General features: G+C 75.7%; 10 protein-coding genes and 1 pseudogene. 5 read left to right on the top strand and 6 right to left on the bottom strand.

Going from position 1 to position 12,517, the window contains the following annotated elements; genetic code table 11:
• Positions 1-37 precede the first annotated feature (37 nt).
• Positions 38-1,009 (bottom strand): Gfo/Idh/MocA family protein, encoded by a 972-nt coding sequence (locus tag FHX40_RS14070; RefSeq protein ID WP_211350260.1) that lies wholly within the window; start codon positions 1,007-1,009, stop codon positions 38-40.
• A 128-nt stretch (positions 1,010-1,137) separates the two neighbouring features.
• Between FHX40_RS14070 and FHX40_RS14065 the strand changes: the two are divergent.
• The 3 genes and pseudogenes from FHX40_RS14065 to FHX40_RS14055 form a co-directional block, all read left to right on the top strand.
• A pseudogene (locus FHX40_RS14065) lies at positions 1,138-1,329 on the top strand (hypothetical protein); the annotation flags it as partial.
• 173 nt (positions 1,330-1,502) lie between these two features.
• Positions 1,503-2,972, top strand: a complete 1,470-nt coding sequence (locus FHX40_RS14060) for an MFS transporter (protein WP_229788315.1) — start codon at positions 1,503-1,505, stop codon at positions 2,970-2,972.
• Positions 2,973-3,018: 46 nt separating this feature from the next.
• Positions 3,019-3,843 (top strand): MOSC domain-containing protein, encoded by an 825-nt coding sequence (locus FHX40_RS14055; RefSeq protein WP_142260039.1) that lies wholly within the window; start codon positions 3,019-3,021, stop codon positions 3,841-3,843.
• Positions 3,844-3,865: 22 nt separating this feature from the next.
• Here FHX40_RS14055 and FHX40_RS14050 read toward each other — a convergent pair whose 3' ends face one another.
• The 4 genes from FHX40_RS14050 to FHX40_RS25830 all read right to left on the bottom strand — a co-directional run bounded on the left by FHX40_RS14050 (position 3,866) and on the right by FHX40_RS25830 (position 9,700).
• Positions 3,866-5,188, bottom strand: coding sequence for an FMN-binding glutamate synthase family protein (locus FHX40_RS14050; RefSeq protein WP_142260038.1), 1,323 nt, complete (start codon positions 5,186-5,188; stop codon positions 3,866-3,868).
• A gap of 177 nt (positions 5,189-5,365) precedes the next feature.
• Complete coding sequence (locus FHX40_RS14045) at positions 5,366-6,088, bottom strand: glutamate synthase (protein ID WP_142260037.1); 723 nt, start codon at positions 6,086-6,088, stop codon at positions 5,366-5,368.
• Positions 6,089-6,430: 342 nt separating this feature from the next.
• Positions 6,431-8,791 carry a VIT domain-containing protein gene (locus FHX40_RS14040; RefSeq protein ID WP_142260036.1) on the bottom strand — a complete coding sequence of 787 codons (2,361 nt, stop codon included), beginning with the start codon at positions 8,789-8,791 and terminating at the stop codon, positions 6,431-6,433.
• A 93-nt stretch (positions 8,792-8,884) separates the two neighbouring features.
• Complete coding sequence (locus FHX40_RS25830; RefSeq protein ID WP_142260035.1) at positions 8,885-9,700, bottom strand: MerR family transcriptional regulator; 816 nt, start codon at positions 9,698-9,700, stop codon at positions 8,885-8,887.
• A gap of 153 nt (positions 9,701-9,853) precedes the next feature.
• Between FHX40_RS25830 and FHX40_RS14030 the strand changes: the two genes are divergently transcribed.
• Positions 9,854-10,321: a Dps family protein gene (locus tag FHX40_RS14030; protein WP_142260034.1), complete on the top strand. Its 468-nt coding sequence runs from the start codon at positions 9,854-9,856 to the stop codon at positions 10,319-10,321.
• Positions 10,322-10,598: 277 nt separating this feature from the next.
• Positions 10,599-11,768: an alkaline phosphatase PhoX gene (locus FHX40_RS14025; RefSeq protein ID WP_142260033.1), complete on the top strand. Its 1,170-nt coding sequence runs from the start codon at positions 10,599-10,601 to the stop codon at positions 11,766-11,768.
• A 67-nt stretch (positions 11,769-11,835) separates the two neighbouring features.
• Here the strand turns inward: FHX40_RS14025 and FHX40_RS14020 are convergent, their stop codons facing one another.
• Positions 11,836-12,456: a TetR/AcrR family transcriptional regulator gene (locus tag FHX40_RS14020; protein ID WP_229788313.1), complete on the bottom strand. Its 621-nt coding sequence runs from the start codon at positions 12,454-12,456 to the stop codon at positions 11,836-11,838.
• Positions 12,457-12,517 lie beyond the last annotated feature (61 nt).

Genomic DNA, 12,517 nt, shown 5'->3' with positions numbered 1-12,517 from the left:
GGGCCGGGCCGTACCGGGCCGGCCGTACCGGCGGCGGTCAGGCGGCCGCGCCGGTCGGGTCGATGACGCGGGAGCGGGCGTCCTCCAGCAGCCGCATCATGGCGAGGCTGTCGTCGAGCGGCATGACCGGGCTCTCCGTGGCGCCCTCGGCGAGCCGGTCGCGGACCTCGCGGATCTCGCCCACGTAGCCGGTCTCGCCCGGATCCAGCACGAACTCCCGCCGCTCGCCGTCCGGGCCGGTGACCACCATGCGATCGGTGGCGAAGAACGGCGCGTCGAGGTCGGCGCGCATCCGGGTGCCGGTCACCTGGGCGGTGCCCGCGAGCGGGCTGATCAGCGAGGTGTCGAGCAGGGCGCGGGCCCCGTCCCGGTAGGAGAGCAGGATCCCGGCCTCGGCGTCCACGCCGTTCTCCATCGCGCCGGTGACCGTCATCACCTCCGGCACGCCGAGCAGCAGCTGCGCCAGGCCGAGCGGGTAGATGCCGAGGTCGAGCAGGGCGCCGCCGCCGAGCGCGGGGTTCCACAGCCGGTGGTCGCGCTCGGGCACCGGGAAGCCGAACGACGCCGAGATGCTGCGCACCCGCCCGAACTCGCCGGAGGCGACCATGCGCTGCAGGCGGCGGATGAGCGGGTTGAACCGCATCCACATCGCCTCCATGAGGAAGACCCCGGCCTCCCGGGCGAGCGCCACCATCTTCTCCGCGTCGGCGAGGGTCGCGGCGAGCGGCTTCTCGCACAGCACCGCCTTGCCCGCCGCGATCGCGAGCTCGGCCACCTCCAGGTGGTGCGACTGCGGGGTGGCGACGTAGACGACGTCGACGTCCGGGTCGCGGACCAGCTCGGCGTACGAGCCGTAGGCGTTGCGCGCCCCCAGCTCGGTGGCGAGGGCCCGGGCGCGGTCGAGGCTGCGCGAGCCGACCGCCGTCACCATCATGTCGGGCTCCGCCGCGATCACGTGCCCGACCGTTCGCGCGATCCCGCCCGTGGCCGCGATACCCCACCTGAGCACGGATCCCTCCCGCACCGTCCGCATCCGATCATCGACCGGGGTCATCGTAACTTGACCGGCGCTTTGCGGGGCGTTGGATTTTCCCGGCCGGTGCGCCGCGCCGCCCGGCGTGATCGTCCGTTCCGGCCGGGGCGAACCGGGCGGGGGTGTACGGCGTGCCGGAGGAACGGCTCGGCGGGGTCGCCACCCGGCGCACCCTGTTCAAGCGCGAGGTGCTGCCGGAGCACGTGGCCGCCGCGGTGTTCGCGCTCAGCGCGGGCGACCTCTCGCTCACCCCGGGCCCGCACGTGCCCGTCGACGGGGGCGTGGCCGCGGGGTGGTCCGACGCCCGCGTGCCCGGCCCGGCGGGCGGCACGCCGTCGTGGCCGGGATATGGTGCTGATCGTGCCTCGATGGGCGTTTTGTTCTTTTCTGGCCGCCCGATCGTGATCTAGGCGATATTTGCCTGTACCATGCACATATTGCTCTCTCGCATGGTGCACGGAGGAGGCGCGTGACCGCAGCATCGGACCCCGGAGAGTCGGCCAGCCCACGTCCCGGCGTCCGGAACCCGAACCTCATGGTCGGGGTGCTCGCCTTCTGCGGCAGCATTGTGGCGCTCATGCAGACGCTCGTGGTGCCGATCCTCCCCGAGCTGCCGCGGATCTTCGACGCCCCGGCCGAGGACACCTCATGGATCATGACCGCGACGCTGCTCGCCGCGGCGGTCTCCCACCCGGTCGTCGGCCGGCTCGGCGACATGTACGGCAAGCGCCGCATGGTGCTCGCCGTGCTCTCGCTCATGGTGACCGGCTCGGTGATCTGCGGCCTGTCCACGTCGCTGCCCTGGGTGGTGGCCGGCCGGGCGCTGCAGGGGCTCGCGATCGGCGTGGTCCCGCTGGGCATCAGCATCATGCGCGACAACCTCAGCCCCGAGCGGCTCGGCTCGGCGATGGCGCTGATGAGCGCCACCCTCGGCTTCGGCGGCGCGATCGGCCTGCCGCTCGCCGCCGTGATCGCCGAGCACGCGCACTGGCACGCCCTGTTCTGGGTCTCCGGCTCCGTGGGCGCCCTCGACATCGTGCTCGTGTACCTCTTCGTCCGCGAGTCGCCGGTGCGCGCCCGGGCCCGGTTCGACCTGCTCGGCGCGGTCTGGCTCACCATCGGGCTGAGCTGCCTGCTGCTCGGCATCACCAAGGGCGGCTCGTGGGGCTGGGGGAGCGCGGCCACCCTCGGCCTCTTCGCCGCCGCGGCGGTGCTGCTGCCCGCCTGGGGCGTCTACGAGCTGCGCCGCCCGGCCCCGCTGGTGGACCTGCGCACCTCGGCCCGGCGGCCGGTGCTGTTCACCAACCTCGCCTCGGTCCTCGTCGGGTTCTCGATCATGGTGATGTCGCTGGTGCTGCCGCACGTGCTGCAGGCCCCGGCGGCCACCGGGTACGGGTTCGGGCTGAGCATGCTCGAGGCCGGGCTGGTCCTCGGGCCGAGCGGCGTGGTGTCGATGGTGCTGCCGCCGGTGTCGGCCCGGATCTCCCGCCGCTATGGGCCGAAGGTCTCGCTCATGCTCGGCGGCATCCTCATGGGCGTGACCTACTTCGTCGCGGCGGTCACCCTCGACGCGCTGTGGAAGATCGTGATCACCTCGTCGGTGATCGGGGCCGGGCTCGCCCTGGCGTACGCCGCCATGCCCGACCTGATCATGCGGGCGGTGCCGGTGACCGAGACCGCCGCCGCGAACGGGCTCAACGCGCTCATGCGCGCGGTCGGCACCTCCACGTCGAGCGCGGTCACCAGCGCGGTCATGGCGAACATGACGATCACCCTCGGCCCGGTCGCCCTCACCTCGCTCGCGGGCATCCAGACCGCCATGGTCATCGCCGGGGCCGTCGGGCTGCTCGGCGTGCTCGTCGCCGCGCTCATCCCGGCGCGGCCCGCCGTACCGGAACGGGCCGCCACCGGCGCGCCGGCCCGCTCGGCCGCCGCTTGATCGAAAATCCCTCGGATTCTGCGCGGCCCGCTGGTACCGTCGGCCCATGCGGCTCGGAAGCATCCACATCTACCCCATCAAGTCCACGCGCGGCCTGCAGGTCGCCACGGCGCAGGTCGAACCCTGGGGACTGGCGGGGGACCGCCGCTACATGGTCGTGGACGCCGACGGCATGGTGCTCACCGCGCGGGACCACCCGCGGATGCTCGCCGTCGCGGCCACGGCCGAGGGCCGGGGCCTCACGCTGACCGGGCCGCACGCGGACCCGCTGCAGGTGTCCCCCGCGCCCGGCACCCCGACGCGGCGGGTACGCATCTGGAACGACGACGTCGACGCGGTCGACGCCGGGGACGAGGCGGCCGCCTGGTTCACCGCGCTGCTCGGCGTCCCGGCCCGCCTGGTGTGGCTCGACGACCCCACCCGGCGGCCGGTCGACCCCGACTACGGCACGGCGGACGACCGGGTGAGCTTCGCCGACGCCTACCCGCTGCTGCTCGCCTCGACCGCCTCGCTGCGCCGGCTCAACGACTGGATCGCCGAGGGCGCGGTGGAGCGCGGCGAGGAGCCGCCGGAACCGCTGCCGATGACCCGGTTCCGGCCGAGCGTGGTCGTGGAGGACGTGCCCGAGCCGTTCGCCGAGGACCGCTGGCGGCGGGTGCGCATCGGCGACGTGCCGTTCCGCGCGGTCAAGCTCTGCGACCGGTGCGTGCTCACCACGATCGACCCCGGCACCCTGACCAAGGGCAAGGAGCCGATCCGCACCCTGTCCCGCCACCGCCGCTGGGACGGCAAGGTGTGGTTCGCCGTCAACCTCATCCCGGACGGCACCGGCACGATCCGGGTCGGCGACCCGGTCACGGCCGAGGAGTGACCCCGAGGCCCGGCCGTACGGCTCAGCCGTCCGCCGGGCCGGGGAGCACACCGGGGATCCAGGTCGTCCCGGCGAGCGGGACCCGGGCCATCGCGGCGGCCTCCACGGTGAGCGCGACCAGGTCCTCGCGGCGCAGGTCGTGCACCGAGGCGTGCCCGCACGCCTCGGCGAGCAGCGCGGCCTCCGCGGTGATCGCGCGCAGGTAGTTCGCCACCCGCTCGGCGCCGAGGTCGGGGTCGAGCCGGTCGGCGAGCACGTCGTCCTGGGTGGCGATGCCGACCGGGCAGCCGCCGGTGTGGCAGGCGGTGCACGAGCCCGGCACCGTGCCGAGCGCCCGGTAGTCGGCGGTGACGTCCGCGCCGGTGTCGTCGGACGACGCGTTGCAGCCGAGCGCGATCAGCGCGGCCATGCCCACCGACACCGCGTCCGCGCCGAGGGCGAGCGCCTTGGCGACGTCGGCGCCCGTCCGGATGCCGCCGGAGACCACGAGCTGCACCTCGCCGCGCACGCCGAGCCCGGCGAGCGTGTCGGCGGCGACGCGCACCGCCGCGAGCGTGGGCAGGCCGGTGTGCTCGATCAGCACCTCCTCGCCGCCCCCGGTGCCGGCCTGCATGCCGTCCACCACGACCACGTCCGCCCCGGCGGTGACCGCGAGCGTCACGTCCTCGGTGACCCGGGAGGCGCCCAGCTTCACGAAGACCGGCACCCGCCAGGAGGTGACCTCCCGGATCTCGGCGATCTTCACGGCGAGGCCGTCCGGGCCCGACCAGTCCGGATGGTCCACGGGCGCGCGCAGGTCGACCCCGGCGGGCACGGCGCGCCGCCGCGCCACCCGCGGCGGCACCTTCTCGCCCGGCAGCAGCCCGCCCGCGCCCGGGTGCGCGCCCTGGCCGAGCACGATCTCCACCGCGTCGGCCGCGCGCAGGTCGTCCGGGTCGACGCCGTGCCGGGACGCGGTGAGCTGGTAGACGAGCGTCTTCGCCGCGTCCCGCTCCTCCGGGGTCATGCCGCCGTCGCCGGTCGTGGCCGCGGTGCCCGCCATCGTCGCCGCCCGGCCGAGCGCCTCCTTCGCGCCCGGCGAGATCGCCCCGTACGCCATGGCGGCGATCGTCACCGGCAGGTCGAGCACCACCGGCTCCCGGGCGTACCGGGTGCCGAGCACGGTCCGGGTACGGCACGGCCCGCGCGGCGCCTCGCCGTCCCGCCCGGCGGCCGCGGTGAGCAGGAGCAGGTCGTCGAAGGTCGGGAGCCGCCGCGTGGCGCCCCGTCCGCGCACGCCGTACCGCCCGAGCCGCGCCCGTTCCTGGATCTCGGCGATCACGTGCGGTGGGAACGTGTGGCTCATGCGGTCTCCTGACGGCTCCTCATCCGCTCCTCTGCTCTCCGGTGATCGTTTCGGTCCCGCCCCCGTGCGGGAGGTGGACGCGGCGGCCCCGCGCCGGGCCTCCCGGGGGGAGGGCGGGGTGGTGGGTCTCGAGGGAGGGCGCGTCGGGGATGCGCCGACGCGGGGCGCGCCGGTCGGTCACGCGCTCGCCGCGGAGAGGCGTCCGGGCACGGGCGGACGCCCGCTCGCGCGGCGGCCGGTCAGCAGGCGCGGGCGGTACCGCACCGAGGTCACCTTGGTGAGGTTCTCCGGGTTCACGTGGTCGAACCCGCAGGTCGCGGCGATGAGCTTCGCCGCGGTCAGGTCGTTCTCGTCGGGCTCCGCGGCGAGCGCGCCCTCGCCGAGCCCGGCGATCCGGCCGCCCACGTAGATCACCGCGTCGACGAGCGCGTCGCCGAGCCCGGGCCCGGCGTCGCCGCACACGAGGATCACCCCCGACCGGGCGGCCCGGCCGCAGTACGGCCCGGCGTTCCCGGCGATCGCGAGCGTGCCGCCCGCCAGCGCGATCCCGGCGCCGGAGTCGCAGTCCCCCGAGATGGCGATGGTGCCGCCCCGCGCCGCGGCGGCGGCGCCGCTCCCCGCATCCCCCCGGACCCGGATGCCGCCGGACATGAGGTTCTCGCCCACGCCGCGGCCCACCGGACCCCGCACCGTGATCTCCGCGCGCGCGCCGAGGCCGCCGAGGTAGTGGCCGCACGGCCCGGCGATGTCGACCGTCACCCGCTCACGCAGCCCGACCGCCAGGTTGTGCCGCCCGCGCGGGTTGAGCACACGGACGTGGGCCCCGGCGGGCACGGCGTGCAGTGCCGTGTTGAGCCCGCGGATGCCCAGCCGGTCGGCATCCAGGGTCACCTCGGCCACGGTGGCCACCTCCGCGGAAGATCGCGCAGTGAAGTGGGGGCGGTGCAGGGTCAGCGGGTAGTGAAACCCAGCGATGTTGCAGCCGAAGCAACCCGGCATGACAAGCGTGTTACCCGGTCCGGCGCACGCCGCGAAGATCGCCAAGGCCCCCCGTGGCCGCCTCCGCCGCGGAGCCGGGCGGTCACGGATGTTCACTCGCGTCCCATTGACAGTGGTATCCGCGGAGCGGCCGGAGGGAGCGGAACGCCCTCGCCGGTGAGCGGTGCCGTACCGGCCACGGCGCAGCCTTCCCCTGCGCGGCGGGCCGCCGCCGCAGGGCGAGGTGCGGCGGCGGCCCGGCGGTCACATGCGCTTCCAGAAGGGCCGGCCGGAGCCGCCCGGCAGGTCGGGGTTCGCCGGCCGCCCGCCCGCGACGCGGGCGAGGACCTCCTCGGCGCGCCGCCAGAGCCGGTCGAGGTCGGCACCGGGCTCCTCCGCGGCCTCCAGCTCGGCGGCGAGGGCGGACAGCTCGGCATGGTGCTCGGCGAGGACCCGCAGCCGGCTGGCGAGGTCGGCGAGGTGCATCCGCCGCTCGTACGGCGAGCCTCCGGCGGCCTCGCGCAGCCGGGCCAGCTCCTCGGCGGCGAGCGCCGTGAAGTCCACCTCGATCGGCGCGCCACCGAGCCCGGAGCCGGGGAGGGCGCGGCGCACCGCGAAGAACCCCCGGGTCGCCCCCCGCCCGGCGGGCGGCGGGCCGGCCGGGGCGGCGCCGTACGCGGCGGCCATCGGCGGCCCGGCGGGCGCGGTGAACGCCATCGGCGCGGCGGCGAGCGGGGACGGCGGGGCGGACGGCTCCCAGCCGCTGGGCTGCTCGACCGGCTGGATCACCCGGTGGCCGGGCCCGCCGTCGCCGACCACCCGCGAGTCGACCGCGACGAACGCGGTGAACCGGCACAGCACGCCGAACCGGAGCGACGTCTCGACGATCTCCCGCTCCAGGTCCCACTCGCCGGCGTCGTACCGGTCCTCCAGGTCGCGCAGCCGGGCGCGGGCCCACAGCGCGCGGGCCGCCGTGCCCCCGGTCACGACCGCGGGCACGCGCCGCTCCCACGGCTCGCCGTCGGCGGTGCGGCCGCGGACGACCACCGCGCCGCCCGCCGCGCCGGCGTACCGGCCGCTGACGGTGAGTGGCACGCCCGGGAAGAGCGAGCCGAGCCGGGTCACGGTGTCCGGGAGCACGCCGAGGCCCTCGGCGTGCAGCGCCAGGTCGGTGACGAGCGGGCCGCCGATGCGGCGGTGGATGTGCTCCATCGCCGCGTCCAGCCGGTCCTCGGACTCCACCAGCTCGCACCGGCCCGCGCCGAGCGCGGCGAGCCGGCCGAGGAAGCCCGCGTTCACCGCGCGGTCGACGCCGACCGTGTGCACCCGCACGCCGCGCAGGCGGCCGCCCGCCCGCTCGAGGATCTGCCCCTCGTTCCCGACCTGGCCGTCGGTGACGAGCACGAGCACCCGGTCCCGCCCGGGCTCGGCGGTGCCGAGCAGGTCGGCCGCCTGCTCCAGCGGCCGCAGCAGCTCGGTGCCGCCGCGGGCGTCCAGCCGGGCGAGGTGCTCGACCGCGCGGAAGCGGTTGCGGTCGGTCGCGGGCGCCAGGCCCTCGCCGAGCTCCGGCGGGCGCTCCACCGCGTGGTCGAACGACAGCACGGCGAAGCGGTCGTCCGCGGTGAGCGAGTCGACGATGCGGGCCGCCGCGCGCCGCGCCGCGACCATCTTCCAGCCGTGCATGCTGCCCGAGCGGTCGAGCAGCAGCACCACGTCCCGGGGCGGGCGCACGCCCTCGGCCGCCGGGGGCACCACGGTGAGCGTGAAGGTGCCCTCCGCCGCCTCGGCCTTGCCGTCGCCCGGCTCGTCCGGGACGAGGGCGAGGGAGGTGGAGGCGGCCAGGCGCAGCCGCAGCACGAAGTCGCGGTCGAGCCGCTCGCCCGGCTGCAGGCGCAGGGTGAGCGGCGCGCCGCCGTCCCCGCCCTCCCGCACCACGGTGTGCAGGCTGGACTCGATCTCGCGCAGGTCGAGCCCGGCCGGGTCGAGGTGCACGGCGAGCGACAGCCGTACCGGGTTGGGGAAGCCGGGCAGCAGCACCGGCGGGGTGATGCGGGAGGCGTCCGGCACCGCGTCGGTGTCCGGGGCGGTGCCCGCGCCGCTCGGCGTGCCGTCGAGCGGGGTGCCCGGGATGTACCGCGGGGCGACCACGAGCGGGAACCGGAAGACGGCCGCGCCGTCCTCGTAGGCGAGCGGCTGGCTGAGCGTGAGCCGTACCGTGACCCGCTCGCCGGGCACGATGTTGCCGACCCGGACGGTGAACACGTCCGGCCGCTCCTCCTCGGCGATCGCGGCCCGCCGGCCCTCGGCGAGCGCGCGGTCGTAGTCGGCGCGGGCCTCGCCGCGCTCGCGCAGCACGCCCTCGACCACGTGGCCGTCGGCCTCCATGCGGAAGCCGGTCACCGCGGCCCGGTCGGGCAGCGGGAAGACGTAGGTGGCCTCCAGCGACTCCGGGAACGCGTTGCGGAAGACCTGCACCACCTCGACCCCGGCGACGAGGCCGGACACGTCGGCGGTGACGTCGAGGCTCTCCAGCGGCAGGTTGCCCTGCGCGGTGGCGAGCGCGCCGAGCCCGGCGTCGGGGAACGGGACGCAGCGGCCCCGCAGCGGTGTGACGGTAACGCTCATGAGAACTCCCTTGGGCGGGTTCGGTACGGCGGAGCCCGGCGCCGGGCGCGCCGGTGACGTATCGGTTGCGGCTCGGGCCGCGGCCGGGGCGGGTCACGTGGGGCTCCCCTCGGTAGGGCCGCCGACGAGCCCGCGGGCCAGCAGCACGTCGAGCAGCGGCCGGGCGGCGGCCGCGATCGCGGCGAGGTCGTCCGGGTCCGGCGGGCGCGCCGCCGTGTCGAGCAGCAGGGTCACCCCCGGCGCGAGCCGCAGCCCGGGCACCGGCTCCGGCACGCCGTACGGCACGGCGTCCGGCCCGGGCGTGCGGAGCACCGGGGGGAACGGCGGAGACGCGGGCGCGGGCGCGATCCCCACACCGTCGGGCGGTGCGGGCGCGCCCCCGTCGGCCGCGGCCGGTACGCCGGTCCGGCCGGTGCCGGGCTCGGCGGGGGAGCGCCGCGCCCAGAACCGGTCGCGGCGGCCCGCCGGGCCGTTCGGTGTGCCGGGATCGCCGCCCGGCGTGGTCACGGGCCGCGGCGCCGCACCGGCGGCCCGGTCGTCCGGCGCGCCGGGCACGGCGGCGGCCGGGCGGGCCGCGGGCGCCAGGGCGGACGGCGGGATGCGGGCGATGTCGGCGAGCACGGCGTCGGTGGCGCCGGCGAGCTCGGCCTGGATCTCGGCGATGCTGCGGCCCGCCGCCTGCCGCCGCTTGATCGCGACCAGCTGCATCAGGTGGCGCCGGCCGTACAGGGCGACGCGGCCGCGGCGGGCGAGAGGCGGGTCGACCAGCCCGATCGTGGTGTACCAGCGGATCAGCCGCTCGTTGGGCACCGCGCGGATCCGGCCGTCACCGGTGCCCTGCCCGGCCTCCCCGGCCAGGGCGGCCGCCGCCCGCTCGGCGAGCTCGCCGATCGTCCACGTCTCGCTCATACCCCAACAATGACACTGTCATTATGACACTGTCAATGTCAGGATGCGCTCCGCGGGCGGACGCATAACGGAGAACCGCCCGGGTAGGCGGCGGAGGACCCGCCGGGTGGCCGGTATCCGGCGGCGAAGCCCAGGACCAACACGGGAGGACCCATGTCGGCGATCACCAGCCCCCTCAACGACAGCGACCGCAAGATAGTCGGCGAATGCCTGCAGGGTGCGCTGATCGATCTCATCGACCTGTCGCTGCTCGCCAAGCAGGCGCACTGGAACCTCGTGGGCCGCAACTTCCGCTCGCTCCACCTCCAGCTCGACGAGATCGTCGACGTGGCGCGCAAGCACACCGACCGGGTGGCCGAGCGGGCGATCGCCATCGGCGTGAACCCGGACGGCCGCTGCGGCACCGTTGCCCGCGAGACCCAGCTCAAGCAGCTCAACGCCGGTTACCTCCAGGACACGCAGGTCGTCGAGGCGTTCACCGACATCCTCGAGGGCTGCGTACGGCGCATGCGCGAGCGCGTGGACCGGACCGAGCAGCCCGACCCGGTCACCCAGGACCTGCTCATCGAGGCCGCCCAGGACCTCGAGCAGCAGCACTGGATGATGCAGGCCCAGCGCTGACCGGGCCATCTTGAGGTGACGCTGCGAGGTGACGCTGCGAGGTGACGCGCCCTTCACCCACCGGCATCCGCCCGGCACGGAGCGTACGCGGGATGCGGGGCGGGGCGCCGCGGGACGCCCCTCACCCCGCACCCGGCCGGGCGGTGCGGCGGAGCAGGGTGCAAGAAACACGCATCGTTCACCCGAAATCCCCCATGGTGCCGGAGCACAGGCGTAGCGTGTGTCTGGACGCCCGATCCGGCCGGCGTCCGTCGCCGAGTGCTCTGGGGGAGAGAGCATGTCCCGCAGCAGTTCAGCCCGGCCGGGGGCGCTCGCTGCGCCGCCCGGCGGGAGACGCGCGACCGCCTCCGCCATCCGGCACACCGCGGCCGATGGCCCGCTGTGGCGAGCGGTGCTCGCCGCCGCCCGCCCGCACTCCCGCAACGGCCCCTACGGCCCGCTGCGCGCCCCCGACGAGAACGGCATCGCCGTACCCGAGGGGTTCACCGTACGGGTGATCGCGCGCTCGGGGTACAAGACCGCGGGCGTGGTGTGGCATTCGGCGCCCGACGGCGGCGCCTGCTTCCCCGACGGCGACGAGTGGATCTACGTCTCCAACTCGGAGACCTCGCTGCTCGGCGGGGTCACCGCGATCCGCTTCGCGCCCGACGGGACGGCGCGCGGCGCCTACCGCATCCTCTCCGGCACCAGCTTCAACGGCGTGGGCTGCGCCACGCCCTGGCACACCTGGTTGTCCGGCGAGGCGATCCCCGGCGGCCGGATCTTCGAATGCGACCCGTACGGCACGGCGGCGGCGATGCCCCGCCTGTCCATGGGGCGGCTCACCCACTCGAGCCTGGCGTGCGACCCGGACCGCCGGGTCGTGTACCTCACCGAGGACGAGCCGGACGGCTGCTTCTACCGGTTCGTCCCTGACGAGTGGGGCGACCTGACCTCCGGGACGCTGGAGGTCCTCGTCACCGCCCCCGCCGGGGCCGGGCCGATCGTCTGGCGGCGGGTGCCCAACCCGGCCGGCCTGATCGAACCGGTGCGCAGCCAGGTGCCCGGCGCCCGGCGGTTCGAGCGCCCCGCCGGCTGCCACTTCGCGGACGGCGTGTGCCGGTTCGTCACCGCCGACGGGCTGGTGTGGTCGTACGACGCGGTGCACCACCGCCTCGAGGCCACCTCCGACGCCGCGTCGCTCATCCCGGCCCTGGTCGGCGACACGGGTGAGCTGTTCGTGGCGGGCGACGGCATGACCATCGACGTGCTGACCGCCGACGGCACCGCCGCGCCGTTCCTCCGGGTCACCGGCCACGACTCCTCGGCCATCACCGGCCTGGCGTTCTCGCCGGACGGCCGGCACCTCTACTTCTCCTCGCAGCGCGGGGCCGCGGGGCCGGCGTCCGGCACCGGCGGCGTCACCTACGCGGTGAGCGGCCCGTTCGGGCGCATCGGCCGCGGCTGAGGTCGCGCGCCCTCTCGTATCGGCAAGCCCGTCGGCCGGTTCGGCCGGCGGGCTTTGTGCGTCCTGCTCACCGCCCGGGCGCCAGGGCCGCGGTGAGGTAGGCGGTGAGCATGGCCTTCAGCTCGGCGGTGAGCTCGCCGGCGCGGGCGGGGTCGGCCTCGACGATGCGCGGCATCACCGCGGTCACCGTGGCGAGCACCATGCCGGCGATCGCGAGGCGGCGCTGTGCGGGCAGGTGCGGGGCGCGCCGGCCGAGCACCTCGGCGAACAGCCCGGCGAGGTCGGCGTGCAGCCGCGCCGACGCCTCGGCCAGGCGGTCGGCGATCGCCGAGCCGTACAGCAGGGACCAGTAGGCCGGGTGGGCGCGCTTGAACCCGACGGCGGCGTCGATCACCTTGTCGACCAGCTCGGGCAGGGGCAGCCGCTCGGTCTCCGGGGTGAAGTAGGTGTCCCAGAACCGCTTGCGGCCGGTGGTGAAGCGCTCGAGCAGGCCGTCGAGGATCTCCTCCTTGTTGCGGAAGAACTGGTAGAGCGACCCCGGTGAGATCCCGGCCCGGGCGGCGATCGCGTTCGTCGTGGCGTCGGCGTACCCGACCTCCTCGATCACCTGCTCGGCCGCGTCCAGGATCGCCTCCATGCGTTTCAGCCCGCGGGCCTGCCGCCGCACCGGCCGCCGCTGCTCGGGCATGCGCCACCCCCGTTGACAAACACGAGTGTTTACTTGTATTTCTGGGTCCACCAAATACGAG

The sequence above is a fragment of the Thermopolyspora flexuosa genome, from assembly GCF_006716785.1.
GTDB classification, from domain to species: domain Bacteria; phylum Actinomycetota; class Actinomycetes; order Streptosporangiales; family Streptosporangiaceae; genus Thermopolyspora; species Thermopolyspora flexuosa.
This window is presented reverse-complemented; position numbering and strand designations above follow the sequence as displayed.

Coding starts and splice junctions, on each gene's coding strand:
- FHX40_RS14055 (WP_142260039.1), top strand. CDS start 3,019: ATGCGGCTCGGAAGCATCCACATCTACCCCATCAAGTCCACGCGCGGC.
- FHX40_RS14050 (WP_142260038.1), bottom strand. CDS start 5,188: ATGAGCCACACGTTCCCACCGCACGTGATCGCCGAGATCCAGGAACGG.
- FHX40_RS14040 (WP_142260036.1), bottom strand. CDS start 8,791: ATGAGCGTTACCGTCACACCGCTGCGGGGCCGCTGCGTCCCGTTCCCC.
- FHX40_RS25830 (WP_142260035.1), bottom strand. CDS start 9,700: ATGAGCGAGACGTGGACGATCGGCGAGCTCGCCGAGCGGGCGGCGGCC.
- FHX40_RS14030 (WP_142260034.1), top strand. CDS start 9,854: ATGTCGGCGATCACCAGCCCCCTCAACGACAGCGACCGCAAGATAGTC.
- FHX40_RS14025 (WP_142260033.1), top strand. CDS start 10,599: ATGTCCCGCAGCAGTTCAGCCCGGCCGGGGGCGCTCGCTGCGCCGCCC.
- FHX40_RS14020 (WP_229788313.1), bottom strand. CDS start 12,456: ATGCCCGAGCAGCGGCGGCCGGTGCGGCGGCAGGCCCGCGGGCTGAAA.